Raw genomic sequence first — 25114 nt, 5'->3', positions numbered from 1 at the left:
TCACGAGCCAAACCAAAACGAAATTCAGCAAGGCATGCACTTTTAGCGTCATTGAGGATGACTACAGGTTTTTTAAACTTTTTCGAGAATTTTTCTTTTAATGATTCAGGTTCCTGTTCGCTTAAATAATAGGTAAAATTTTTACCTGCTTCAGCAGAAACAAGTCCGGGCATACTTATGCCTACCCCCATGAGGTCATCCATTTTCACCTTGGCAGATTTGAGTAATTTCTGGGAATGCTCAAATAGTAAATCAACAATATTGGAATCCGGGGAAATTTCGCTGGATAAGATGTTTTCTTTTACAATACTGTGATTGTTATCTATTAATGCAAGCTTTATTCTAAAGCGTTCAATGTGAATGCTTAATACAAAAAAGGAATGCTCCTGCATCCCATATAGATCTGGTTTTCTACCACCTTCAGATTTTCCTCTACCTGTTTTTGAAACAATTCCATCCTCTATCATCTGGTTTAAAAGAGCCATTGAGGTTGGTAAACTCACATTAAACCTGCTGCATATCTCAGCATTGGAAGTGTTGCCGTTTAAAAATAGATGTTTTACAATTTTTAATTTTTGCAAATATTTTTTGCGCTCTACATTGCTGATATGAGCAAGTTTTTCTTCGTCTAGGAGAAAATCCTGTAGTTTTTTTGGCATTTGTGGTTTTTGTTTGGTTTGAATTAAAGAACTGGCGCTAAATTTAAAATCTTTTTGAAAGTAAGTCCTTAATTCAGAATTAAAAATAGATAAAAAAAATATTCTGAGAAATACTTTTTCAATTTTTTTATAAAAGATCATTTATTTAAATGAAATTTATATTTTTAAGTATTCAAATTTAATTGAACTAATAAGACATTTTTTAAGTCTTTTTTTAACAGGTATAGCGCTATGTCATCCAATTCTGTCCCAATCTTTTCAAAACCCTCACGTTATTTCGCACTCGATATTCTGAGAGGAATGACTATTGCTTTTATGATCATGGTGAATACACCAGGGAGCTGGTCTTATATTTATGCACCATTGAGACATGCAGCCTGGCATGGTTTTACTCCTACGGATCTGGTATTTCCTGCTTTTCTATTCGTGGTGGGCAATGCGATGAGTTTTAGTCTTAAAAAGTATGAAACAAAATCAGAACAGCATTTCCTTCGAAAGGTTTTTAAAAGATCCATTCTAATTTTTGGAATCGGTTTGTTTTTGAGTGCTTTTCCCTTTTTGTACCGCACAGGCGGGGAATTGGTGTTAAAAGATCTAAGCGAAATGCGTATTATGGGAGTGCTTCAGCGTATTGCCATTTGCTATTTATTTGCCTCACTTATTATTCATTATTTTAAATTAAAAAAATCCCTCGTTGTTGGGGTCGCCATTCTTCTGGGTTATTGGGCGATTATGTGGGTTTTCGGCGATGCTTATGATCCCTATGGTCTTAAGACCAATGCTGCTCTTAAATTTGATCGTATGATTTTTCCAGAGGAGAATCTTTGGAAGGGATTTGGTATTCCATTTGATCCTGAAGGTCTGTTAAGTACCCTTCCCGCTATTGTCAATGTTATCTTTGGTTATACAGCTGGGGTATTTATACAGAAGTCAGGGAATAATTTAAGGACCGTTTGGAAATTAGCGATAGCTGCAGCGATCTTTATTGCACTGGGACTGCTCTGGAACGTTTATTTCCCTATTAATAAAGGTATTTGGACAAGTAGTTTTGTTTTGTATAGTACGGGATGGACTTTGCTTGTGCTCTCAGGCTTAATCGGAATCATCGAAGTGGCGGGATTTAAGAAATGGTCCTATTTCTTTGAGGCTTTTGGAAAAAATCCACTTTTTATATATATAATGTCCGGAGTGGTAGTAATGCTGATGAATGTAATCTTTATTAACGGCCGTGCATTAAAGCCTTTGTTATACGAAAATTTTTACCTTAGCTGGCTTAACAATTACAATGCTTCCTTGTTATTTGCCATAAGTTATATGGTATTAATGTGGCTGCTGGGTTACTGGTTGGATAAACGAAAAATATATATTAAGGTATAAGGTATTAACCCAAACCAAGAAAATGTACATCCTCTTATTAAAAATATCTTCGAAAATGAAAATAAAAGCGTCTTTATTACTAATAGCTGTCCTTTTTATAGGTTCAAATTTCTATGCTCAGGAGCAAAAGCCCCCTTTTCTTAAATATCAGAACAGCAAGTGGGTTGATTCCATTATAGAAAACCTTAGCCCTGATGAACGTATAGCCCAACTTATTATGGTTGCGGCTTATTCCAATCGTGGGGCTGAACATAAACAAGAGATTCTTGATTTGATAAGGGAGCAAAAGATTGGCGGGCTGATTTTTTTCCAGGGAGATGCAAAGACACAGGCCCATCTGATGAATGATTACCAGCTTGTTTCAGAAGTACCTCTGTTGGGAGCTATAGATGCAGAATGGGGCTTGGGAATGAGGCTGGATAACACCATAAGTTACCCTTTTCAAATGGCCCTTGGTGCGATCCAAAATGATAGTTTGATTTATGATCTGGGGCAGGAAGTGGCTAGACAGATTAAAAGAAGCGGCTTACACCTTAATTTTGCCCCCGTAGTAGATGTAAATAATAATCCGGCTAACCCCGTGATTAATTATCGATCTTTCGGTGAAAATAAGGAAAATGTCTCCCGAAAAGGGATCGCTTATATGCAGGGTATGCAGGATGCGAATTTGCTAACCACGGCAAAACATTTTCCTGGTCATGGAGATACTGATACAGATTCTCATTACGCCCTTCCGCAAATAAATCATGCCTTCAATCGGTTAGATTCCCTTGAAATACATCCCTTTAAAGAGCTCATTAATGCAGGTATTGGTGGAGTAATGGTTGCGCATCTGGATATACCTGCCTTAGATTCCTCTGGAGTGCCTTCAACCTTGTCAAAACCAATAATAACCGGAATTCTAAAAGAGAGACTGGGCTTCGAAGGATTAATTGTCACCGATGCTATGAATATGAAGGGGGTTACCCAGGGTAATGAACCTGGGGTTGTTGATAAAGATGCCATCCTGGCTGGAAATGACCTGCTGGAATTCACTGAAGATGTACCCAAAGCTATTTCTGAGATACGAAAAGCTGTAAATCAGGGGCTTATTACCCAAGCTGAAATCGATAAACGTGTTAGAAAGATACTGGCTGTAAAACAATGGGTAGGTTTGGATCAATACACACCAACTCCTGTTACTAATATAAATGAAGAGATCACCACTTTGGAAGCGCAATGGCTTAAGCGTAAGCTGGTTGAAGCTTCACTTACTGTGCTTAAGAACGATAATGAAATCTTACCTGTAAAAAAACTAAAAGATGTTAAGATCGCTTCGGTTTCATTCGGAGCTAATAAAGAAACAGTTTTTCAGAAAAGCCTGAGTCTTTACACGGATATAAAGCATTTCCAAGTGGGATTAGATGCTAAAACTTCGGAGCTGAAATCAATTTTTGAAGCCCTTAAAACCTATGATCTCATAATTGCAGGGATACATGACCAGAGCCGTTTCCCTCGTAATACGATGAGGTTCTCTGATGCCGTTCAAAATCTGATGGGAGAAATTTTTGAAGAACCCAATAGCATTGTAGCTTACTTCAAGAATCCTTATTCTATGGATAAGCTTAAAGGAATTGAAAATGCTTCTGGTTTACTTCTTACTTACCAGGATAATGCAATTACTCAGGAACTTGCAGCCCAGCTCGTATTTGGAGGGGTTGGCGCAAACGGAAAGCTCCCTGTAAGTATAGGTGAAAAATTCAGATCAAAAGACGGTCTGGAAGTGGAAGGGGGATTACGCCTTAAATACACAAGCCCTGAAGATGCCGGAATGGATTCAGAAATCCTATATGGAGGAATAGATTCTCTTATGCAACAGGCCATGGATATGAAAGCAATTCCCGGGGGTCAGATTCTCGTTGCCAGAAAAGGTAAAGTAGTTTTTCATAAAGCTTATGGCCTGCACAATTACAGCGATACTGTAAAGGTGAAAAAAACTGATTTGTATGACCTTGCCTCTGTAACGAAGATATCCTCAGCCTTACCTGCTATTATGAAATTGACCGATGAAGGGAAGTTTGACCTGGATGCCGGGATAGATACTTATCTTCCATATTTCAAAAACTCCAATAAAGAGGGAGTGCCTTTCCGTCAAATACTGGCTCATCAGGCTCGCTTTAAACCCTGGATTGCTTACTGGAAAAACACCCTGCGGAAGAATGGGAGCTTTAGATGGAATACTTTTAAGAAAGATTCTTCTGCCAGGTTCCCAGTAAAAGTGAGCGAAAATTTGTGGTTACACCGCAACTATCAGAAAAAAATATTCAGGGCAATAAAAAAATCTGATCTCGAAAAAGAAGCCAAATATAAATATTCAGGTCTGGTCTTTTATCTTCTTCCGAGCATAGTGGAAGAAATTACCGGAGAGGATTTCCGAAGCTATATCAATGATAACTTCTATGATAGACTGGGTGCCACGACTTTGACCTATAACCCTTCTGAAAATTTTAACCCGGAGAGAATCGTGCCCACTGAGCACGATTATTTTTTCAGACGCAAACCCATCAAAGGCATGGTCCACGATGAGGGCGCTGTGATGATGGGAGGGATATCAGCTAATGCAGGACTTTTCTCAAATGCCAATGATCTTGCTAAGCTAATGCAGATGTATTTAAATATGGGTGAATATGCAGGAGTGCGTTATATTGAGGAAGACACCTTCAAAGAATGGACTACCACACAGTTCCCGGAGAATGAAAATCACCGGGGTCTTGGTTTTGATAAACCGTATCTTGAATATAGAGGAGAAAGCAGTAATACGGCTAAAGATGCCAGTAAATTAAGTTTTGGTCATACAGGATTCACAGGGATCATGGCCTGGATGGATCCAGAGGAAGATTTGCTTTACCTCTTCCTCTCCAATCGCGTTTTACCCACCAGAAGCAATACCAGGCTTTACGCACTTAATACCCGAACAAATATCCAACAGGTAATTTATAATGCCATTGTGAAATAAGAACTTTTGTCTTTTTACGGTAAATATTTAGTTTTTTTGGAATAGAAATACCAAAAAAGGGAATAGGTCTCAAGGAAATATTATATTTGAACGAATTTTCCTTAAGTCCTTTTGACCTGTATGAAGAAAAACTACCATTATTTTCTGCTTACCCTACTTTTTATTGTTTCATTACAGGCCTTTTCACAGCATTCCGTTCGAGGGAAATTAATTGATGAAAACCTTCAGCCTGTAGCTTTCGCTAACGTTATTTTACTTAGTGCAAAGGATTCGACCAGTGTTTATAAAGGAACGGTTTCAGAAGAAAATGGAAGCTTTAATTTTCAGAATGTTGAAACGGATCAATACTTACTTAAAACAAGTTTTATCGGTTTTGAGGATCATCAGGAAATAATTGATGTTTCTAAAGATATTGATCTTTACCGAATTGAAATTAAGGTCTCCTCGTCAGAATTAGATGAGATAACAATTCAAGCTCGTAAGCCCACAATCACCCGCAGTATAGACCGGATTACCTTTGATGTGGAAAATTCTACCCTTTCCAGCGGAAATTCCTGGGATGTTCTAAAACAAACTCCCGGGGTGATTTTAAACCAGGGGCAATTACAGGTGAGAAACGGAGCGGTAACCGTTTATATAAATGACAAAAAGGTTCAGCTCACCACCGAGGAGCTTACCACTTTGCTTGAGAGCTATTCTGCAGAGAATCTAAAATCGGTTGAAGTAATTACCAATCCTCCGGCAAGATACGATGCCGAAGGCGGCGCAGTTATTAATATCAATACTACCAAAGCTTTGAATCCAGGTTATAAAGGAAGCCTGGAAGGGAATTACACCCAGGGAATTGTTCCTAAATACCAAATAGGGACAAGTCATTACTGGAAAGGAGAAAAACTAAACTTATTTACCAATTATAGTTTTAGTCCAAGGAAAGAAATCAAAAGGGATGAAAGTCATATAAATTTTATGGAGGATGATAATTTGGTTTATTCCCGGTGGAATACTGAATTTGAACGCATTACCAGGTCATGGGCACATAACGCCAATGTTATGCTTGATTATGATTTGGATGATAAAAACAGGTTGAGTTTTTCTTCAAATATGTTGATTTCTCCAAATAAAACCTTTGACAACAAGGTTAAAACGCTAATTGAAACTACTGGGTCCCAATTACGATCCTCATTATTCACTGATAGTGAACTGGATTTCGATGAAAGTAATATCGCTTTAAATCTTGACTATGTATATCAAATGGATGGAGGAGGAAGTATTTCCTCTAATTTTCATTACACGAAATTTGACCAGGACAGAACTCAATGGGTGCAATCCGATTATTTTAATGACACCGGAGATCCTCTCAAAACTATATCTTTTAATACCAATGCAAATCAGGAAATAGATATTTTTACCGGTCAAATAGATTTTTCCAGCCCATGGGGAAGTACAAATTTTGATGCCGGTTTGAAATTCTCTAAGATAGCATCGAGCAGTGGAATTGTTTTTTCGAATGCTCAGAGCCTTTCCGACCTCTATGAGGACCTTTCTGATAATTTCCAGTATGATGAAAAGGTTTATGCAGCTTATGTCAATATTTCCAAAGAATGGGAGAACTGGAGTGTGCAGGCTGGTTTGCGGGGAGAAAACACCGCTTTAGAGGGACATTCCATTACCATGAATCAGGTAAATTCCCAGGAATACTTTGAATTATTTCCTACAGCTTACTTGCAGTATCGAGCTTCAGATGATCATAACTTCACATTAGATTACAGTCGTCGAATAAACCGTCCACGATATGAGAGCTTAAATCCTTTTAGGTATTTCCTCAATGAAAATGATTACAATGCGGGTAATCCTAATTTAAGGGCCGCAATCAGCAATAATGTCAATTTGAATTATACCTTAAAAGGATCGTACTTCTTTGATCTATATTACCGGGACTATGGTAGTTCACCGGCAACACTTGCCTTTCAGAATAACGATAGACAATTTATAAGAAGGGTCAGTATGAACCTTCTGGAAGATAGAACCTACGGGTTGGATGTCACACATGTGAGGATGGTTAATGATTGGTGGTATGCCCAGTTGTATGCTTCGATTTTTCACGAAGAAAACCGTTTTGCAGCCCTTGAAAGTGAAATAGAAACACATACCAATGAAATTGATGGGATACTAGCTCAGTTGTATAACAGCTTCACACTTTCCAAAGATGGTACATTAACCGGAAACCTTACCTATTTATATGTTTCAGATTATATGTCAGGTTCTTATAACTTTGATCCTTTTTCTACCTTGAGCATAGGTCTTAGAAAAACAATTTGGAACAACCGGGCTGAGCTCAGCCTAAATGTGAATGATATTTTTGATCAAACCAATACGAGATTAACTTCACGCTACGCTAATCAGGATAATTCCTTCTTTGCAAGGGAAGAAATGCGCTATGTAAGACTTGGGTTTAAGTATAATTTCGGAAACTTCAGGCTTGAAGATAATCAGCGCAGTATCGATGCGTCAGAACGTGAGAGGTTATAATGATAAAATGCCTAAACAAAGGACTAATTGCCTGAAAATAAGGTTTGGAACTTTTAAGCTCTTCACTATTTTAAGTTTGGACGCATCCTTTTATTTCTTAATTTTGCAGCCCAAAATAAATCGAAGTGGCTAAAATAGGCAATATAGATGTAGGAGATTTCCCTTTATTACTTGCACCGATGGAGGATGTGAGTGACCCACCTTTTAGGGCGCTATGCAAGGAACAAGGAGCAGATGTGGTATTTACCGAATTTATCTCTTCGGAAGGGCTTATTCGTGATGCGGCGAAAAGTACAATGAAACTGGATATCTACGAGAAAGAACGACCTGTGGGGATTCAGATTTTTGGTGCAAACCTGGAATCCATGCTTCGGTCGGTTGAAATCGTTGAAAAATCCAATCCAGATATTATTGATATAAACTTCGGATGTCCTGTAAAGAAGGTGGTTTCTAAAGGTGCCGGTGCCGGAATATTAAAGGATATTGATCTTATGGTTTCCTTAACTGAAGCTATGGTAAAACATACTCATTTACCGGTTACTGTAAAAACTCGCCTTGGTTGGGATAATGATTCTGTTAAGATTGTTGAGGTTGCAGAGAGACTTCAGGATGTGGGGTGTCAGGCGATTTCCATTCACGGACGTACCCGTGTACAAATGTATAAAGGAGAGGCCGACTGGAAACCTATTGCCAAGGTGAAGAACAATTCCAGAATGCATATTCCTGTTTTTGGAAACGGAGATGTTGACTCCCCTGAAAGAGCTATGGAGATGCGGGATGATTATGGCCTTGATGGTGCTATGATTGGCCGTGCAAGTATTGGTTATCCATGGTTTTTTAGAGAAGTTAAGCATTTCTTTAAAACAGGAGAACATATGGCTCCTCCTACCCTGGAAGAGCGTGTGGAAGCAGCAAGACGACACCTCCAGATGGCTATTGACTGGAAAGGTGAGAAATTAGGGGTTTTTGAAACCCGACGTCATTATACCAATTATTTCAAGGGAATTCCTCATTTCAAAGAATACCGGATGAAAATGGTTACCAGTGATGATGCTTCTGATGTTTTTGAGGCTTTTGATGAGGTGGAAAAGGAATTTGCAGGTTACCAGTTCGCTTAGATTTTCTGAAGAAATTATTAGGTATCCTATTATTCCCATCCTGATTTGAACTCCGCGTGATGAATATTTAAAAAATTATTTAATCCGTCCTAAGGCTTACCAGAGTTACCCCCCATCATTATAATGCTATTGGCTTGCAAGGGCTTTTTTGCTTCGTCCTGCCGCAATGTAAGAGGCAACAAAGCCTAAGACTCCAATGGTAAAAAATACGATTAGAATGTTTTCAAGTTTAACGGCAACAGGATAGGGTAGGCTAGGGGTGATCATTACTAGCTCGAACTGCAGCTGTAGATAGATTAGTATTATTGCGAAAAGCAGTCCTAGAATTCCTCCTAGTAATGTCATTAACATACCCTGGGTAAAGAATATCTGTTTTATTTGAGATTCACTGGCACCAAGACTGAATAGAGTTTTGATATTTTCCCGCTTATCAAGAATAACCATAATTATTGAGCCTACCACATTGAAAAGCGCAATGATAAGGACTAGGGTGAAGATGAGGTATACAGCAATATTTTCAGTATTCAGCATCTTGTACAAAGTTTCGTTGAGCTGCGCCCTATTTTTCAGGATAACCTTGCCATCAAATATCGACATTATCTGTGTGCTTATATCGGATGGGTCTGCCCCTGGACTTAATTTAATTTCCACCGCCGAATAAGTATTGTCCTTTAGGTCTAACAGGTTTTTGGCAAGATTTAGGTTAGCGAATACATATTTTCCATCTAACTCTTCATTTACGCTGTAAATCCCACTGGTAATAACTTGTTGGCTGTTGAAAGCGGCGTCGGGACTGGCTAGACTAACCTGGCCTTTTCCGGGCTTTGGAACCCAGAGTTTCAACAGGGATTGATAATTAAAAATACTCAGACCGAGTTTCCTGGAAATAGTATTACCTACAACAACCTGTGCTTCGCTATCGGTTAACCAGCTCCCATTTACGATGGCACTATCTATATTGTTTACAAAGCGGTAGTTTTTATCTACACCTTTTATATATGCCCAGTCGTTCTTCTGTCGGTAATCCAGAAAAACCCGTTCCTCAATTATTTTAGTAAAGTTGGCTATACCTTCAATTTCTGATAGGTTTTTTGCCTGGTTCTGGTCAAAATGAATTGTTTTCCCGCTTTTGGGGAGTACCTTTAAATCGGGGTCGAATTCATTGGTGAACTGAAGACTGAAATCTTTCAATCCGGCAAAACCGGAGAGAACTATAAATAATGAAAAAGCTCCTGCAAACACCCCTATAGCCGCAATTATCGTGATTATATTAATCGCATTGTTACTGCTTTTGGTAAAGAGATAACGCTTGGCGATGTATAGCGGAAACTTCAAATTAAGATTTTTTCCTTTTATCTAATAGATCAGGATTGGAGATAGGGTTTTCTTCTCCCTTGATAGACTTTTCTATATTTTCAATATACTCCAACGAGTCATCAATGAAATAAGAGATCTCGGGCATTTTACGCAATTGGTTTCTGGTGCGTTGGGCCAGTTCATGTTTTATTTTTGGCTTTATCGTATTAATTTCTTCGAGTATTTCTTCTGCGAATTTCGAAGGAAAGATACTTAGATACGCCTTCGCTATTGAAAGATCTGTGGTGACTTTCACTTTGGAAACAGAAATCAAAATTCCCGTTCTTCCCGCTTCCCTGAGGTTGTTCTGAAGGATATCTGCCAGATCCCTTTGTAAAACCCCACCTATTTTCTTTTGTCTGTTTGTTTCCATACTGCAAAAATAGCTAATTAAAAATTCCCGAACTTTGGTTTTATGAAAATACCTATTTCCTTTACTGAAAACAAAACACATGAAAAAAATTGAACACATAGGGATTGCAGTAAAAAACCTGGAGGCTGCTAATGCGGTTTACAAATCACTACTTAAAACTGATGTATATAAAACTGAAATGGTGGAAAGTGAAGGGGTAAAAACTTCCTTCTTTAAAACTGGAGAAAGTAAAATTGAGCTCCTTGCTGCTACCAATGAAGATAGTCCAGTCGCCAAATTCATCGAGAGGCGTGGAGAGGGAATTCACCACATCGCCTTCGCAGTAGATGATATTGAGACAGAAATCACCCGGTTGGAAAATGAAGGGTTTCAACTTCTAAATAGAAACCCAAAATCCGGAGCTGACAATAAACTAGTGGCTTTTTTACACCCAAAAAGTGCCCATGGTGTTCTAGTGGAACTCTGCCAGGAAAAGATTCAGGGGGAGATACAATAAAAAAGCGAGTGAGGAAATCACTTTAAGTCTTGCAGAGATTGAAAATATGTACTAATATTGCACTCCTAAAATTCGGGTATTTGTTGATATCTGGATTGGTCCTATAGCTCAGCTGGTTAGAGCACTTGACTCATAATCAAGGGGTCCCTGGTTCGAGCCCAGGTGGGACCACAGACAAAAACCGTAACATAGATGAAAATCAACGTGTTACGGTTTTTTTATTTATTATTTTGTACGATTTATGTACTGTAAAATTTTCTAACTCATGCAATTCTCATACAACAAAAACCATTAATGCACTGTTGTGAGGAAGTTTGAAGGACTATAGATGGAAAGAGTTCTTTATTTAATCCTGTCAACTTTATCAAACTTTGAATTTCCATCGATCCTGAAGGCGAAGGGCTTTTTTTCTTTTGCTAATTCTTTAATCAGTTGCCATTGAGTGATTATCATGACTACCTTTTCCCAATGTCTTACTTTGGACCAGTAAGGGGTTAAAATAAAAAGCCCCACTTCGAACTTAAGTATTAGTTCTAACTCAGCGGGTCTTTTTAAAATGTGCTTGTCTTGAGTTATCCAGATAGCTTTTTGAGATCCAATGATTGGAATTAGCTGTGTGTCCTTGTACCCTTTATGAAATTCATCTTGGATGCACTTGACAACACATCTTCTGGACGAATGTTCTCTTTGTTCAAGGATATCCAGTGCTCGAGCTAAATGTGGAGATAAGTTTTCGTCAATGTAAATTATCATATCATGCAGCCATGAAGTCTATAACATCCTTCATTTGCTGTTCTGTTAGATCGTACAGCTCTGCCACATAATTTAAGTCTCGATTCTCGGCCAAATACAAATCATAAAGATTTTCCACCATAAGATTTGTACTATTTAATACTGGCTGGCCAAACCGGTATTCTGGATCAACAACAATGGTCCTGTCTTTTCCTAAGGGGTAATACTTTGAAGCAACACCTTTGTCATACTCTATTTTATCACCCAAAAATTCAACAATGTCCTTTAAACCAATTTGTAGCTTTTCATCCCCGCTCACCCAGTCCTCATCTAATTTAAAATATAAATCACGTCCTGAAACCAAAAAATCAGTTACTGCAAAAGGATATGGGCTTCCAAAGACTCCTGCGAGATAATCATGGAATTTAATTACTTTCTTGGCAGAGACATTCAAAGTTCTTAATCTTTCAAAAACGAATAATTCAATAAGGCCAAGGAAATTAATAGAATAACCGCCTTCTGTTTCAATCTTGTACTTAAAAGACTGTTGATTCCGAAATTTATTGTCGAGATATTGGTTTATTAAATATCTTGCTCTGTTCTTATGAATCTTAAGAATAGTAGCGACATCAGAAGAGGTAAATACACCTTCTCCTAATCGAGCTTCTTCGTATGATAAAGTTTTAGCCGCTGACATTTTTTAAATTTAGAGAAAGAGTTACAAAAAGTATACCTATTAAAGCTCAATATCCGGGAGCCAAGATACGACAACATTAAAGATAAGCAATTTTCAGTTATGCTCTGTCCAAGCTATTTTAATTAGGTCTTAAAAAAAGTAGTATCACATTATTCAGGCTTATACACAACAGATTGTATATAAAAATTTTTTTTTGTCATCGTCCATTCTGCATAAACCATTGATTGGTATTCTTCCCTTAGGTTTAATTTCCGGCTGGAGCAATCAAAAATTTCAAGGGGTAGTAAAGAGAGTGAACAAATAGTCACCTGTCAAAATAATCTATTCCCTGTACCGTCAAGACTTCTATTTCTTTCCCGTTTTTGTATCATTTGCTAGTCAATAGATATACTCTAAAAAGATTTTTTTTAGAGCTGCATTTTATGCATTTCCTGCATTTTCCCGTAAGCTGGATATATAATAATCCACCAAATCAGAACCAGGTTCCAATGGCGATTCCTCAAGAATATCACTGACTTCTACTTTCAAGCCGCTTTTCTTCAATATTTCCGCTTTGCTTCTCCAGTCCTCATATTCACCCTTGTCAGGATATAATACTATTTTTCGACCTCCCAACGGCTCCAGTAGTCGAGTCTTTAGATTTTGTTTGCTCCCCGTGGCCATCCAAAGAACATCAGGAACAACCATGCTCATGACTATCGCTGTTTTTTCGCTTTCTACAAGGGCAATTGATTTATTATAATCTTCTTTGATCCTGTGCAGTCCAAATAGGCATTGCTTGAGGTTGAAATCCGGTTCTTTGAGAGCTTTATGAACCCAGTTGATGTGATTATATGGTTTCTTTACCCTCTTACCAGTAGAAGGATCGTATAGCATTATTTTTCCTGCATGTATTTTTTCGTTCTGGTCTATCTGCCAAAATACAGTGGCTTTATTCCAAAACATGGTAGTGCCGGTTAAGAGATAGTTCTGCTTAGCTTCGAAAACCTGCTTTTCTGTAAATATAGTTTTCAAATAAACTTCTAAGTTTTCAGTTACTGGTTCTTCGTTATACAACTGGTCCAATAATTTCAAGCTATGAAAACTGGCCTTATCTGGTTCACTAAACGCAGTTGCACCCGCTGCAACGGGTGATGCGGTTGCTACCGTTGCAACCGCACTACCACCTACTTGATTAGATTCAATATACCGGCTCTGATGTCCCAGATAAGCAATACCATTAGCCTTTAGCCACCATTCTGTTATCCAGCAACTGTTGCCATTCCTTTCAAAAACCTGTGACTTCGGAATGAAGTGCAACTGGCCGTTAGTTTCGGTTGCCTGAAATGATTTTTCCGAAATAGCTTTAAGAGAAAGAAACATTATTAAATAAGACTTCTTCTCCTTTGGAGGTGCATGATGATAGCGACACTTGCTCTCCCTGTCACAACGCCCAAAGCTGTCTTTTAAATAATATCCAGTTTCGTTTTCGACATATCTCACAAAGGTTTTTTTGTTACAAGCAGGGCAAGGATATTTTTTACTGCTTTTATCGAGCGCATACTTAGAATTCGACGTCATCTTCCTCTGTATTTATTTTGATGTCAGCATAAACTATATACCCTTCAGTAGCTTTTTTTACGTAAAAACCGTGATGACTTAATCTCTTTCTGAAGTTCAATTTTTTCAAGGGCTGGGCTCCTTCATCGATACAGAAAGACACGTACTGTTGGTATAGATTTTTAATTAGAGTGTAGGTTTCAGCACTCCGCTCATAGCCCGTTTCGTCCATAAACATTTTAGCACTGTCACTCTCATTTTTATATGTATGGATAGCTTCTTCTATTGCTTTACAACTGGTAAATCTCTTCTGACTAAGTAAGCGATCTAACCCCTGCAGAATCCAATTAAAGACCCCGGAAAGTTCATTTTGGATTATTCTGGTTGAGAGTTCCTTATCTTGTTTTTCTTCTGGTATGGTAACATCAAATTCTATAATTAAAAACCTTCTGAAGAAGGCCGCCGTATGCTCTACATCTTTAGGAAGTTCATTACAGTTAAAAATAAGCTTTGCATACTCATGCAACGTGAAAGGATCTCTGTGTGGTAATCGAGCTTCTAAAGGTTCACCAGAAGCCATTTGTTTGAATGTGGCGGATTCGAGTCGGCCGTTGATTTCACTGGCGTAGTTAACAAGCTTGTCTCCTATCTTGGCCCTATAGTATCCGTTTTCATTGGTCAGGCTCTGGAGAGAATAGTTGCAGACATTCTCGGGTCCTAAAAGAGCACTGATTATTTCAAAAAATACACTTTTTCCGTTCGCGCCGGTTCCGAATAGAATCAGCATTTTTTCTAATTTGAGTATTGATGGTTTTACAAACAGATACCCTATATATTCAGCTAGTACTTTCTGCTTATCTGGATCGGGTATTACCTCATTTAGGTAGTTCTCAAAAAGAGGTGCTGTAGCTTGTGGTATATATTCAAATGGTAATTGATGCGTGAGGAAATCTTTAGGGTCAAAATCTCTCAACTTCCTGCTCTTAGGGCTTATTTCAAAGGTGCCATTTTTCAGATTAATTAGAACCTTGGAACTTTTAGCTTGTGGAGTAGGTAGATACGCGTCTGACATGAATTGTTTGAAAAGCTCTTCTTTAAAGGTATGTATCTTGCCTTTAAACTTTTCCACTCCCAATTTTAGCGCGACATCTCCTAAAAAGGATTCAAAACGCTCCTTTTCCATTTCCGTCCAGAAGCAACCATTGTACAAATAAATAAAACCGTGTTTTTTACATAATCCCCAATTATTTTCCTTTGCTATTTTAAGAAGTTGCTCAATACACAAGATGAGATAGTGGTTCTTAGTTAGTTTTAGAGACTTAAGTTCTTTTAGCAGCTTTAGATATTCCTTTTCCTCCTGTTTCTTATCTTCATTTACGTTGCCATCGGTATAAACTTCTGCCTTCAGCTTTTTTATTTCTTCTCTTAATTCAACTATTCTGGGGAATGCCAGCACCCAAAAATCTATTTTTTTGACATTTTCAATGAGGTTGTCTAAAATTTCATCTGGAGTGGATTGAGGAATAGCCATTTTACTGATTTGATAGTCGAAATCAGCTGTTACGAGATTCTTGATTGTTGATGATTTCATTGCCTTACTTCTTAAGCACGGTTAAATATTCAATCAATTCACTCCTTTTGTAGTACCGGCGGTTAGCAATGCCATAGGCTTTTACTTTGCCTTTGTTGGTCCACGCCCACAGCGTCGACGAATTAATTTTTAGGAATTGGCAAGCTTCCTCCCGGGTAAGGAGCTCATCATTTGCCTGCTCGTTTGTTAATTCCTTTTTAAACGCTTCAAGTTGGCGCTTTACATCTTGAGAAATAAGGTCCACCAACTTATCTGTAGTGGTGCCCTGTAAAAAAATGTTTTCCATTTGACTTTTGATTTAATTGATAAGCCAAATGTGCTGCAGTAAGTTTGGTACTCATTGCCGTACCAGTACGGTTTCAGTACGGTTTATTGGAAGGGATTTAAATGGATTCAATTTGAGCTATAAAATCAGTACATACTTCAATATTCTTTACCTGACAATAGGCGTATATGGTTTTAAGCTTATCCGGGCTGGAGTAGAGGTTCTTATTGCCAATAGTGCTGTTATTGATGGTCTCGGAAAAATAAGGACGACCAGTTTCTTTAAAACCTAATTTAATAGCCATTTTCGTAAAGTGACCTTTCTCCTGCTTGTATTCTTCATAAAGTTCCTGAGCTTGACCGGTGGCAAAGGTTAATCCTATTTTAAACCAGGTGGTACGGGTGATTTTTTCATCTAAATCGATCTCCGGTTTTGGCAAAGGCTTTGTTTCTCCCATTAAAATTTTCATTAATTTTTTTTGAAGGTACTGCCGGTAGAACTCGACTCTCTTCCTTTCGTCAAAGTCTATAGTTTCTAAAGGAATTCTATTTAACTTAAAGATTTCGTGGTTTATGAAATCCATTTCCGTGATTTCTATTCCGTCTTTAGTCACACCAGAATAGTATAATTTAATACCTCCTGAAGAATTCTCTATTTTGCTTTGCTCATGACTATAATTGTAAAGGTAACTTTCAAGCCTTTGCCTATAAAATTCCTCTACGTGATTAGCGTCCTTCCAGAATAGGAAATAACTCTGAAAAATAATGTTGTTGGGAATATCAAACTTAAAACTCATAGAAGTAAAACTTTTTACCGTTGCGATTGCCTGGTGCAAAATTTGACATTTGCGGTTGCTACTGCAGTTGCTTCGCGGTTGCAAAAAAGATTTTGCTGAAGAAATTAAAAACTAAAAAGTTCATTATCAGCATAGTTAATACCTATTGTGCCGTTGCAGGCGCAGTTGCTACTCTTTGGCAAAAATAGATATTCTGCGGAAAAAAGTGCCCTGGTAAACATTAAATGCACAAGGCCCTACCTCATTCGCCTTTCCTAATCCAGTTCCTGAGCTGTAAGGTAATTACCTGCGCTTGCAATCGCTTGCAACCGCATTTGATTTAGCCGTTGTTATTCGGTTACCATCGCTATTGCAAAGGCCGTTGCAAAAGCGGTTAATACCGTTATATATTTTTGATTCGTCACTTGCAAATCTCTGAAAATCAGTTGTTGTTGGTTTATCTTGACCCGTTGCAACCGTTACCTGGTTGGATGTGCTTTTTCAGGGCAAAAAATAAAGGAAGCTGAAAAAATTTATTCCGGCGGGATTTTCTCTCCCATTTATTATTCACTTTTTTTATCGGTCGGCTCTACGGGTGTAAAAACAAGGCTGTTATTTTGGCCCTTGAGCGGTTTATTGTGCTCGTTTGTTTTGATAACCTCCTCTGGGATACCCTCGGGAAACGCTTTGCACCCGAGGCTGAAATCCTCCCAGTGCTTACACCTGAAACAAATTTGAGATTCCGAATCATTGTTGTCCGATTAAAAAAGAAGGAACCTCTGAAAAAGCCCGCTAATGCTGATCAGAGATCTTATTTATCAGTTTGAGGGGGTGGTTTTTAGTTCTTTGAATTTTAAATATTCTACCAATGAAAATATATTTTCCCAACATTGATTTTCAGAATCTTATAAAAAAGTCTTGGTTCTAGGTTCTAAAAGCGGAGCGGTCTAGATTCTTTTTCCGGACAACAATGATTCCGAATGCAAGAAATGCAGGAAATGCAGGCTTACAAAAATCTTTTAAATTTTAGAAAAGTATCCTGGAAAGACTGCGAAGAAGTGATATTCCCCTCCAAGATCGTTTTCTATAATTTTTATCTACCAATAATGTCATTTTTTAAGCAGTTTTTTAACTCAGTTCTTCTTAAGTTTGATTTTCTAACTTTTACTCACTAATCAGAAAGAACAAAAGAGAGGAGTAAGATTATGTTATATGTGGGAACCTCGAGATTCCGTCAACATTGAAAATCCCCTCTCTTTTCTACTTCAATTTCGTTCAGTTCTGTGAGACTTTGATCTCGTTTTTAAGTTGTTGAAAGCAAAGTAGGCGTCCTTTCCTAATCAATTATCTATGAATAAATGTAACCAAATTTATGGAGTAGACATCAGCAAGAATGTATTTGATGTTGTAGACTCTGAAGGAACTCATTCCCAATTCAAAAACGATGGTAATGGATTTAAAGCCTTTCAAAAAGCTCTTCCTGCCGATGCTTTAGTTGTAATGGAAGCTACAGGATATTATCACTACCGGTTGGCTCAGTTCCTGTATGAGCAAAGCGTAAAGGTTTCTGTAGTAAATCCACTGTCAGTTAAAAGGTTTATACAGATGAAACTTTCCAAGGTGAAAACAGATAAATCTGATGCGAAAGCAATCTGTGAGTATGCCACTGTAAATGAAGTTCCATTGTATACAGCAAGAGACAAGAACCAGGCGGAATGTTTACAGCTCATGCGCCTAATTGATATTTACCTAAAACAAAGCACTGCCTTAAAGAATAAGCTGCACGGAGAGAAAACTCTGGGGAAACCATCTAAAACAGTATATCATTCCTTGAATCGCTCCTTAAAAGCTGTACAAAAGGAAATCCAGATCCTGGAGGACCGCCTCACGGAGATCGTCAAAGAAGAACAACAAAAACAATTGACACTTCTAAAAAGCATTCCCGGAATGGGCAGTAAAACAGCCATTATGCTGATCGTTCTAACCGATGGATTTTCCAACTTTGAAAATGCCCGACAACTTTGCAGCTATACAGGGATCACGCCCTCCTTGCGAGAGTCAGGTACTAGCGTGAGAGGCCGAAGCCGAATAACCAAAATGGGTAACGCAAAGCTTAGAAATCTGCTATTCATGTGTAGTTTTTCAGCTTGTAAACACAACAAAGCCTGTAGGGAGATCTATGAACGAATTATTGCAAAAGGGAAAAGTAAAAAACTGGCTCTAATCGCTGTATGTAACAAACTCCTGAAGCAGGCATTTGCTATCGCTAAATCAGGTTTGCCTTATGAGGAAAATTTTGTTTCGAAATTAGCCTAGAGAACTTGTTTTTTAACTCAGTTCTTTGTTGTAGCAAGTTTTATTTCCCGTCCTCCTTAGAAATTTTCAAAACAGTATATGCTTGACTTATTGCCGTTGCCGCTCCAGGTCCCCTTTCTTTATATTTTACCACGACACCTTCATTTTCTTTATAAACTCCATTTATATTAATCTTACTACAGCAGTAGTTGTAGTATTTCCCAATTATGAGGATCAGATCATTTTGACTGAAATCGAAATCCAAGTTTTTTAGGTTGTCAGCACGAGAAGGATTAACCTGCTCAATTACAGGTAGGAAACTATTCAGGTCAGATTCATAGTTAAATACAAGAGTTTGTTCTGGAATAGTTTCTTCACTAACATAACTTAGATGATTTTCTAAAATTACCTCATAATTAATAGGATCGCCCAAATCCTCCTTTGAACAGCCTATTGAAAGGGATAGAAATATGCTGATAAGAAATACAATTTTTGGTTTCATTTTATTCGTATTAAAAGATTAGAAATATGGATCGGTTTAAATTTGCTACAACGTCTCGATAAACACAGTATTACGTTTATTTCTACTATGTCTTTCTTAAAATTATACTAATCTAGTGGGTTTTTGATCTTTAAAAAAATATTTGTTGCTACGTGAGTGTAAATTTCTGTTGTTTTTGTGCTTTTGTGACCTAATAGCACCTGAATGTACCTTAAATCTGTTCCATTTTCCAACAGATGAGTAGCAAATGAATGCCGCAACATATGTGGAGTGACGTTTTTTTTGATCCCGGCCTTTTCCGCAGCAGCCTTGACTATTCTTCCCACGCTTTCGGCTGAATACTGCATCTTACCAGGTCCTTCAAATAGGAAATTGGTGGGACGCCACTGCAGGTAATATTGCCTCAAATCGATGAGGAGTTTTTCAGAGAGTATGGTGAGCCTATCTTTATTCCCTTTACCTGAACGGACTGTAATAGTCATTCTTTTGCTATCTATGTCGTTGGGCACCAGGTTTAGCACTTCATTTCTTCTCAATCCAGCAGAATACAATAAGCTTACTATACAGCGATGTTTGATATTGTTGGTATTTTCAATAATGGATAATACTTCCTCTTTGGCCAGTACTTTTGGAAGTTTCTCCTCTGTCCTGGGGCGCTCAATAGAATAAAACCTATTAGGCATTTCCAGTACTACCTCGTAATAGAATTTAATCGAGTTGATAGCCTGGTTTATGTAGGAATGTGAAGCATTCTCCTGTATCAATTTTTGAAGATAAAGTCTCACATCGTTTTCGTCCAGATCTATTAAATTTCTTTCTTTGTAGTAATTGATGAACGCCTCGAAGCAGGAGACATATGTTTTTACTGTGTTATTTGCATATCTCTTCAGTTCCAACTTGGCAAGATAACTTTCCGGACACGGTCTCATTCCTTCAACAGCATCCCTCTTTCGGAACCATTCTACATTAATAGCTGGATTGTCCCGTCCAAAGCTGCTTTTTGGGAAAAAGTAATTTGAATTTACCCATGCCACGCCTTTCAACTGTTTGTATATCGTGTTGAGATTAGAAGGATTGTTGATTACATAATACATATTGAAGACATGGCTCCACCTTACTCCCGGCAGTTCATTTACCAAGGCATTAATGACTCGGTCTGTATAAAATTGTAGACCTATACACTTCTTTTCTTCTATTAGCAAATGCTTTAAAGTAACAAATTTCTTTTCCATAGCGATGATATCTTCTCCGTAATAAAGATAATCTACCACTTTGAGGAAAACGGACATTATCCGTATATTATACGACTAAATCGACTAAGATTATTAATTTATGAGAAAGCAGAGACTATGTTTGAATTGTAAAAAGGAATTATTGGGGCGGGTCGATAAGAAGTTCTGTGATGTTTATTGTAAGAGTGCTCATCATTACAAACTGAGACAGGAGAACATGAGCTTCTATTCAGAAGTGGACCAGCAACTGAAATTGAACAGAAAGATCCTGAAGGTTTTTAATAAAGCTGGTAAAGCAACGGTACGATCTGAAGTTTTATTGGAGCAGGGATTTAACCCTGATTTCTTCACCCATTACTGGAAGACCAAAAAAGGTGAAGTTTATCTGTTTGTCTATGAATATGGCTTCTTAATGAAAAATGAAAGTGGAAAGAGGAAATTCATCCTGGTTGAATGGCAACCATACATGTCCCAGAAATAAAAATGATATTATTACTTATTTAAGAGCCACAAAAAGTGACACAGTATAAAAAAACCTGTAACTACTTGATTACAAGCTATGTTGTGGTTTCTTTCAGTGGTCCCGCCTTTTGACAGAAGTATTCAATCTTATGTTTCAGTCATTTTTCTTATACTGCTGGTGAAATAGTCCTGGGAAGAAAGGAAATCGAGGCTGTTCCTAAAATTCCAATCGGGGTAGGTGGTGGTGCCATCCCCAACTGACTATCAAGTTGTTGTTTCCGAATCAAGAAACCATCAGGCAGACGATGATGCATTTTATCACGTTTGTAAAGCCGGCAGAATTATCTGTAAAGAAGGTGGAGGATGACAGCAGTTGTTCCGTTTCGGCACAAGGCTTAATCAAAATACTTTAAAGCATCAATAGCCTTTTCTTCATCTCCTTTTCCTAAGTAGGCCATGAAATTTCTCTCTGTGTGGTGGCCGGTAATAGTTTTTAAGTGTGATAATGGAACTTCACCATAATAGTTGGTTGCAAAGCTCCTTCTGCCGATATGACTTGTCACCAGCTTCCACTTTTCATAAAAGTCTGATTTCTTTCTAAACTGTTTTTCGGCAACTTCTATTTTTTTGCTGCCCCAAACTTCTTCCTTTAGCCCTGCTTTCTTACATACCACTTTAATGTATTCGTTATACTTTGGATCAGGGAGAGGTTTGGGAAATTCCCCATTCCTTTTATCGAGAATCTCCCTGACCTGTTTGAGCAGAGGGATAGTCATAACCTTGCCTGTTTTCTTTTGGGTGAATTCCAGCAGAAACTTGTCATCTTTCTTCCTAATCATATCCTTGGTAAATCGCATAAAATCTGAAATCCTTTGCCCGGTAAAGCAGGAGATGATTAGCCAATCCCTGGCTATTTCCAGGTGCTCTTTCGTAAAGCTCTTTTTCTTAATTTTTTCCAGCTCCTCAAAAGTGAGGTATATCTTTTCTGATTCCTTTGTTTTTGTTTTGATCCTGTCTAATTGCCGACTTGTCTCCAAACCTTGGCTATAGGCGTGTCTTGCTACTGTTTTAGTAAACTTAATGGCTCTCGCGATGGTATTGTAGGCATATCCTTTTTCGAGCATATAAGCTTCAAAATCCCTCTTAAAATTCAGATCAATATCTTTCAACAAGATAGTGTGATCTAGGCTGTTCTGGAATTTCACCAGCATTTGCTTAATTACGTTTGACTTCTTTACAGTTGCCGGACTAACATGCTCTTTTCTTTCCTCAATATAGTCCTCCACGTAAGAGATAAGGTCTTCTGGCTTCTCCTTTACTTTTTTAGGATTATAGTATTCATTAATGGTTTTTTGAAGCCATTCTTTAGAGATCTTTTCAGGATCGGTAGAATTAAATGATTGCAAAATATGAGATTCAAATTTATTCAGCTCCTGGTTAATAGAATTCTGTTTTTCCTTGAGCTCCTGAATCCTGTTTAGTTCATCAATATCATTAGTTCTTTTAAAGCGTATTTGCAGATGTTCTTTTTCCCAATAGTGTCTCGATATCTCCAGCTTTGTTTTTCCTCCAAGTGAAAAATCTTTATAACCTTTAGGTAATTTTTGGTCAGTAATTCTGAAGAGCAATCTTAGGTTTAAGAAAGCTTTAGGTTTAGTAGAACGGTAGAGGAAATTTACGCTTGCCATGTCAGATATTTTGTACAGTCAAATGTAAATAATTTGTACGATAGTTGTACGGTTAAGCGCAAATAAATGCAAACGGCCTCAAACTGAACCAAAGATAGAATTAAGTAAAATTTCTGGTATGCCGCATAATTACTGATGTTGTAGCCACGTTTGTGGATTTTTTTAGATTTTCATCTTTGTGGTTGTGTGGTTCAGGTGGGACCACAGAGGAAATCCGTAAGCGCCTATAAACAAAGGTCTTGCGGATTTTTTTATGCCCTTGTACCGCCCAATGTGTGGCCGGAATTTGAATACCAACCTTAGATTTTCTTTTATTCTTCACAATTAAATTCTAACGTAATAAAAGAAGAATATCTTTATCCTCCAACAATGTCCCTCCCATTTACGGTTTCCCGTAAGCTGTATTAACAAAATTTTAATAGATTTACAGTAAAGGCATTGAAGCTTCCTTTATCTTGGGTAATACTATTATTATGGCATTATAAAGTTGGGATAAAACTAATTGTGTATAGTTATGACCAAACTAACCAAATGAAATATTTGTTAATAATTTGTACTGTTCTTCTCTTTTTGGCTTTAGCTGATTTGCCAATAGGTTATTATACATTCTTAAGAATTACTGTTACAATTGGAGCTGTTGCAGTTGTTATTTCAGAATTTGAAAATGGATTCAATTTTTGGGTAATTACTTATGGAATTCTTGTAATACTTTTCAACCCCTTTATTCCTGTTTATTTAAACGATAAAGATGTTTGGATACCAATTGACATAATAGCTGGTATTATTTTCTTAACTAAATCAATAACATATAAAACAAAAACAAATGAGTAATTCAGACAACGGAGGAGTATTAATCGGACTAATGTGGTTAGTGACAATCGGAATTTCAATCGGTTCAGGAGTAATGGCTTGGAATTGGATTGAGCCAGAAAGTTTTCTTGGTGCTATCGGATTTTTAATCGTATGGGCTATTTTAAGTAAAATAGGTCATTTTTTAGCAATGGGACTTGTTGCTATAATGGGAGGAATGGACTAAAATATTTAAACTTAAACACAAGATGGGACTACTTGGAAGACTAAAAAATCAGATGAATTCATCTGAGATGAAAAGTAAAAAAAGTCATATTAAAAATATGTATGCTATTGCATTGAGTGATGGTGAACTACATAACAATGAATTTGACTTCATTTTAAATACAGGAATTAATAAATTATACTTAGATGGAAGAACTGTACAGGAAATAATAAATCAAGCTCAGGATATTCCATTTTATATTCCGAACAGCCAAAATGAAAAAATCAGCCATTTAGAGGATTATGTAAAATTATCTATGATTGATGGTAACATAAACGACAACGAAATTACACTTTGCAAGAGGTTAGCAACCAGTTATGGCTTTCGTCCAGTTGTAATTGACAAAATGTTCAATATGTTTATTTCTGCAATGGCAGAAGGAATAGCAAAGGATATTGCTTTAGCTAATGCCCTTAGCGAACTCGTAGAATAACAACACGCAATTGGCTATAAGTAATTGCTTGTTCTAGCCTACTTAGGAAAGTCCGCAGGAATTTTCAACTTGGTGTGTACTTGTCAAGTTACGTGCGAACCCTTGCAACTACTCATAGCCGAGGCCGTTGTTCCCAATTAATAGGATGAATGGATCTACCAAAAATGTCATTAAAATTTAACAGAGAACTTCAAGTATTTCATAAAGAAAATCATGATAACTGTACAGTATGTGATAAGCCGTTTAAAAACAGTGACAGAACGCATTTGGAATATAATAAAAACAGAGATTTGGTACATTCATGTAATGATTACAATCTAAACAAACCGGTATTTCATTCAGATATGGCTAAAAAACCGTTGTATTAACTGGGCACAACATCGGGTCATCGCAAACAAAGAACTGAGTTAAAAATCACGTTCGCCAGCTCGCACTGTTTTTATACGGGACGTTAGGTAAAATTAAAAACAGACACCACTCAAATTATGATAATTAAAGAACTGCAATTGCTTTCAGAAGCTTTATGGGAAAGCATTAAAACAGACTTGAAATTTTTTGCACCAATACAAGTCTTCGTAAAAAAGCTTTCCGAAGTAGATTATACAGATTCAGAAAGTCTACAAGATATTAAAATGTATTCTGATAAGATTGAAGAGCTTAAGCGACAAGGTATTATTTACTTGATCTTTCAAAGTGGCACAAATCGAACCGGTATAGGTTCAACTAACAGCCGAAAGTGGCACAATTTGAACCGAAATGCCTGGCACTATCCGACCGAATCACTGGCATAAATTGTACCGTCCTGAAAAAACTTTTGTACCGTCATGAAAAAACTTTACAGGTTATACTGCATAATCCGCTGAAAGCGGACAGGCGTTCCGTTTCAAAACGGACACTTTTCTTCTAAAATTTTGGTTAAGTTAAT

At 37.4% G+C, this 25114-nt stretch carries 23 protein-coding genes and 1 tRNA gene; 12 read left to right on the top strand and 12 right to left on the bottom strand.

Features of this window, described 5'->3' with window-relative positions; translation table 11 throughout:
- Positions 1-659, bottom strand: a 659-nt coding sequence (locus tag ACW6NC_RS15755) for an ROK family protein (RefSeq protein WP_457867482.1), incomplete at its 3' end; no start/stop codon positions are given.
- A gap of 231 nt (positions 660-890) precedes the next feature.
- Here ACW6NC_RS15755 and ACW6NC_RS15750 point away from each other — a divergent pair.
- From ACW6NC_RS15750 to dusB, 4 genes are all read left to right on the top strand, one after another.
- Positions 891-2036 (top strand): acyltransferase family protein, encoded by a 1146-nt coding sequence (locus ACW6NC_RS15750; protein WP_457867480.1) that lies wholly within the window; start codon positions 891-893, stop codon positions 2034-2036.
- A 55-nt stretch (positions 2037-2091) separates the two neighbouring features.
- Positions 2092-5031 carry a glycoside hydrolase family 3 N-terminal domain-containing protein gene (locus ACW6NC_RS15745; RefSeq protein ID WP_457867479.1) on the top strand — a complete coding sequence of 980 codons (2940 nt, stop codon included), beginning with the start codon at positions 2092-2094 and terminating at the stop codon, positions 5029-5031.
- Positions 5032-5151: 120 nt separating this feature from the next.
- Positions 5152-7560, top strand: coding sequence for an outer membrane beta-barrel protein (locus ACW6NC_RS15740; protein ID WP_457867478.1), 2409 nt, complete (start codon positions 5152-5154; stop codon positions 7558-7560).
- Positions 7561-7685: 125 nt separating this feature from the next.
- Positions 7686-8678: a tRNA dihydrouridine synthase DusB gene (dusB, locus tag ACW6NC_RS15735; protein ID WP_457867476.1), complete on the top strand. Its 993-nt coding sequence runs from the start codon at positions 7686-7688 to the stop codon at positions 8676-8678.
- Positions 8679-8804: 126 nt separating this feature from the next.
- Here the strand turns inward: dusB and ACW6NC_RS15730 are convergent, their stop codons facing one another.
- Together ACW6NC_RS15730 and rbfA are read right to left on the bottom strand one after the other, a co-directional pair.
- The gene (locus tag ACW6NC_RS15730; protein WP_457867474.1) at positions 8805-10013 is read right to left on the bottom strand and encodes an ABC transporter permease; all 1209 of its coding nucleotides are present in this window, start codon (positions 10011-10013) and stop codon (positions 8805-8807) included.
- Position 10014: 1 nt separating this feature from the next.
- Complete coding sequence (gene rbfA, locus ACW6NC_RS15725) at positions 10015-10407, bottom strand: 30S ribosome-binding factor RbfA (RefSeq protein WP_457867472.1); 393 nt, start codon at positions 10405-10407, stop codon at positions 10015-10017.
- A 79-nt stretch (positions 10408-10486) separates the two neighbouring features.
- On the opposite strand from rbfA, the gene mce reads away from it, so the two are divergent.
- Both mce and ACW6NC_RS15715 read left to right on the top strand, forming a co-directional pair.
- The gene (gene mce / locus ACW6NC_RS15720; RefSeq protein WP_457867471.1) at positions 10487-10903 is read left to right on the top strand and encodes a methylmalonyl-CoA epimerase; all 417 of its coding nucleotides are present in this window, start codon (positions 10487-10489) and stop codon (positions 10901-10903) included.
- Positions 10904-11000: 97 nt separating this feature from the next.
- Positions 11001-11074: transfer RNA gene (locus ACW6NC_RS15715), tRNA-Ile, on the top strand.
- A 171-nt stretch (positions 11075-11245) separates the two neighbouring features.
- Here the strand turns inward: ACW6NC_RS15715 and ACW6NC_RS15710 are convergent.
- The 6 genes from ACW6NC_RS15710 to ACW6NC_RS15685 all read right to left on the bottom strand — a co-directional run bounded on the left by ACW6NC_RS15710 (position 11246) and on the right by ACW6NC_RS15685 (position 16523).
- The gene (locus ACW6NC_RS15710) at positions 11246-11656 is read right to left on the bottom strand and encodes a PIN-like domain-containing protein (RefSeq protein ID WP_457867469.1); all 411 of its coding nucleotides are present in this window, start codon (positions 11654-11656) and stop codon (positions 11246-11248) included.
- 1 nt (position 11657) lies between these two features.
- Positions 11658-12332, bottom strand: coding sequence for a DUF433 domain-containing protein (locus ACW6NC_RS15705; RefSeq protein WP_457867468.1), 675 nt, complete (start codon positions 12330-12332; stop codon positions 11658-11660).
- Between the two features lie 420 nt (positions 12333-12752).
- Positions 12753-13892, bottom strand: coding sequence for a DUF6371 domain-containing protein (locus tag ACW6NC_RS15700; protein ID WP_457867466.1), 1140 nt, complete (start codon positions 13890-13892; stop codon positions 12753-12755).
- A complete protein-coding gene (locus tag ACW6NC_RS15695; RefSeq protein ID WP_457867464.1) occupies positions 13876-15462 on the bottom strand; it encodes a DNA primase family protein in 1587 nt (528 codons plus the stop codon). Before ACW6NC_RS15695 ends, ACW6NC_RS15700 begins: the two co-directional genes overlap by 17 nt.
- A 4-nt stretch (positions 15463-15466) precedes the next feature.
- Complete coding sequence (locus ACW6NC_RS15690; RefSeq protein WP_457867463.1) at positions 15467-15748, bottom strand: helix-turn-helix domain-containing protein; 282 nt, start codon at positions 15746-15748, stop codon at positions 15467-15469.
- 97 nt (positions 15749-15845) lie between these two features.
- Entirely contained in the window at positions 15846-16523 is a 678-nt protein-coding gene (locus tag ACW6NC_RS15685; protein WP_457867461.1) for a hypothetical protein, read from the bottom strand.
- A gap of 1329 nt (positions 16524-17852) precedes the next feature.
- Between ACW6NC_RS15685 and ACW6NC_RS15680 the strand changes: the two genes are divergently transcribed.
- A complete protein-coding gene (locus ACW6NC_RS15680) occupies positions 17853-18818 on the top strand; it encodes an IS110 family RNA-guided transposase (protein WP_457867459.1) in 966 nt (321 codons plus the stop codon).
- Between the two features lie 40 nt (positions 18819-18858).
- Here ACW6NC_RS15680 and ACW6NC_RS15675 read toward each other — a convergent pair whose 3' ends face one another.
- Both ACW6NC_RS15675 and xerA read right to left on the bottom strand, forming a co-directional pair.
- On the bottom strand, positions 18859-19299 hold the full coding sequence (locus tag ACW6NC_RS15675; RefSeq protein ID WP_457867457.1) for a hypothetical protein: 441 nt from the start codon (positions 19297-19299) through the stop codon (positions 18859-18861).
- Between the two features lie 107 nt (positions 19300-19406).
- Positions 19407-20531: a site-specific tyrosine recombinase/integron integrase gene (gene xerA / locus ACW6NC_RS15670; RefSeq protein ID WP_457867484.1), complete on the bottom strand. Its 1125-nt coding sequence runs from the start codon at positions 20529-20531 to the stop codon at positions 19407-19409.
- A 100-nt stretch (positions 20532-20631) separates the two neighbouring features.
- Here xerA and ACW6NC_RS15665 point away from each other — a divergent pair, with 100 nt between their 5' ends.
- Positions 20632-21012 carry a hypothetical protein gene (locus tag ACW6NC_RS15665; protein WP_457867455.1) on the top strand — a complete coding sequence of 127 codons (381 nt, stop codon included), beginning with the start codon at positions 20632-20634 and terminating at the stop codon, positions 21010-21012.
- A gap of 376 nt (positions 21013-21388) precedes the next feature.
- On the opposite strand, the gene ACW6NC_RS15660 is transcribed toward ACW6NC_RS15665, so the two are convergent.
- A complete protein-coding gene (locus ACW6NC_RS15660) occupies positions 21389-22681 on the bottom strand; it encodes a phage integrase SAM-like domain-containing protein (RefSeq protein WP_457867453.1) in 1293 nt (430 codons plus the stop codon).
- Between the two features lie 531 nt (positions 22682-23212).
- On the opposite strand from ACW6NC_RS15660, the gene ACW6NC_RS15655 reads away from it, so the two are divergent.
- The 4 genes from ACW6NC_RS15655 to ACW6NC_RS15640 all read left to right on the top strand — a co-directional run bounded on the left by ACW6NC_RS15655 (position 23213) and on the right by ACW6NC_RS15640 (position 24980).
- A complete protein-coding gene (locus tag ACW6NC_RS15655; RefSeq protein WP_457867451.1) occupies positions 23213-23512 on the top strand; it encodes a DUF6804 family protein in 300 nt (99 codons plus the stop codon).
- Positions 23505-23717 carry a hypothetical protein gene (locus ACW6NC_RS15650; protein ID WP_457867449.1) on the top strand — a complete coding sequence of 71 codons (213 nt, stop codon included), beginning with the start codon at positions 23505-23507 and terminating at the stop codon, positions 23715-23717. Before ACW6NC_RS15655 ends, ACW6NC_RS15650 begins: the two co-directional genes overlap by 8 nt.
- Before the next feature lie 22 nt (positions 23718-23739).
- Entirely contained in the window at positions 23740-24189 is a 450-nt protein-coding gene (locus tag ACW6NC_RS15645) for a hypothetical protein (protein ID WP_457867447.1), read from the top strand.
- Positions 24190-24674: 485 nt separating this feature from the next.
- Positions 24675-24980, top strand: coding sequence for a hypothetical protein (locus ACW6NC_RS15640; RefSeq protein ID WP_457867445.1), 306 nt, complete (start codon positions 24675-24677; stop codon positions 24978-24980).
- Positions 24981-25114 lie beyond the last annotated feature (134 nt).

Source organism: Salegentibacter profundi, from assembly GCF_054121475.1.
The sequence above is the reverse complement of the archived record's forward strand: the minus strand, read 5'-3'. Positions and strand labels throughout refer to the sequence as shown.

What these genes read in the sequence shown, in the direction of transcription:
- ACW6NC_RS15700 (WP_457867466.1), bottom strand. Translation starts at nt 13,892, where the DNA reads ATGACGTCGAATTCTAAGTATGCGCTCGATAAAAGCAGTAAAAAATAT.
- ACW6NC_RS15650 (WP_457867449.1), top strand. Translation starts at nt 23,505, where the DNA reads ATGAGTAATTCAGACAACGGAGGAGTATTAATCGGACTAATGTGGTTA.
- ACW6NC_RS15680 (WP_457867459.1), top strand. Translation starts at nt 17,853, where the DNA reads ATGAATAAATGTAACCAAATTTATGGAGTAGACATCAGCAAGAATGTA.
- xerA (WP_457867484.1), bottom strand. Translation starts at nt 20,531, where the DNA reads ATGGAAAAGAAATTTGTTACTTTAAAGCATTTGCTAATAGAAGAAAAG.
- ACW6NC_RS15645 (WP_457867447.1), top strand. Translation starts at nt 23,740, where the DNA reads ATGGGACTACTTGGAAGACTAAAAAATCAGATGAATTCATCTGAGATG.
- ACW6NC_RS15660 (WP_457867453.1), bottom strand. Translation starts at nt 22,681, where the DNA reads ATGGCAAGCGTAAATTTCCTCTACCGTTCTACTAAACCTAAAGCTTTC.
- ACW6NC_RS15690 (WP_457867463.1), bottom strand. Translation starts at nt 15,748, where the DNA reads ATGGAAAACATTTTTTTACAGGGCACCACTACAGATAAGTTGGTGGAC.
- ACW6NC_RS15655 (WP_457867451.1), top strand. Translation starts at nt 23,213, where the DNA reads ATGAAATATTTGTTAATAATTTGTACTGTTCTTCTCTTTTTGGCTTTA.
- ACW6NC_RS15705 (WP_457867468.1), bottom strand. Translation starts at nt 12,332, where the DNA reads ATGTCAGCGGCTAAAACTTTATCATACGAAGAAGCTCGATTAGGAGAA.
- ACW6NC_RS15695 (WP_457867464.1), bottom strand. Translation starts at nt 15,462, where the DNA reads ATGAAATCATCAACAATCAAGAATCTCGTAACAGCTGATTTCGACTAT.
- mce (WP_457867471.1), top strand. Translation starts at nt 10,487, where the DNA reads ATGAAAAAAATTGAACACATAGGGATTGCAGTAAAAAACCTGGAGGCT.
- ACW6NC_RS15710 (WP_457867469.1), bottom strand. Translation starts at nt 11,656, where the DNA reads ATGATAATTTACATTGACGAAAACTTATCTCCACATTTAGCTCGAGCA.
- rbfA (WP_457867472.1), bottom strand. Translation starts at nt 10,407, where the DNA reads ATGGAAACAAACAGACAAAAGAAAATAGGTGGGGTTTTACAAAGGGAT.
- ACW6NC_RS15745 (WP_457867479.1), top strand. Translation starts at nt 2,092, where the DNA reads ATGAAAATAAAAGCGTCTTTATTACTAATAGCTGTCCTTTTTATAGGT.
- ACW6NC_RS15685 (WP_457867461.1), bottom strand. Translation starts at nt 16,523, where the DNA reads ATGAGTTTTAAGTTTGATATTCCCAACAACATTATTTTTCAGAGTTAT.
- ACW6NC_RS15675 (WP_457867457.1), bottom strand. Translation starts at nt 19,299, where the DNA reads ATGAAACCAAAAATTGTATTTCTTATCAGCATATTTCTATCCCTTTCA.
- ACW6NC_RS15665 (WP_457867455.1), top strand. Translation starts at nt 20,632, where the DNA reads ATGAGAAAGCAGAGACTATGTTTGAATTGTAAAAAGGAATTATTGGGG.
- ACW6NC_RS15750 (WP_457867480.1), top strand. Translation starts at nt 891, where the DNA reads ATGTCATCCAATTCTGTCCCAATCTTTTCAAAACCCTCACGTTATTTC.
- ACW6NC_RS15740 (WP_457867478.1), top strand. Translation starts at nt 5,152, where the DNA reads ATGAAGAAAAACTACCATTATTTTCTGCTTACCCTACTTTTTATTGTT.
- ACW6NC_RS15640 (WP_457867445.1), top strand. Translation starts at nt 24,675, where the DNA reads ATGATAATTAAAGAACTGCAATTGCTTTCAGAAGCTTTATGGGAAAGC.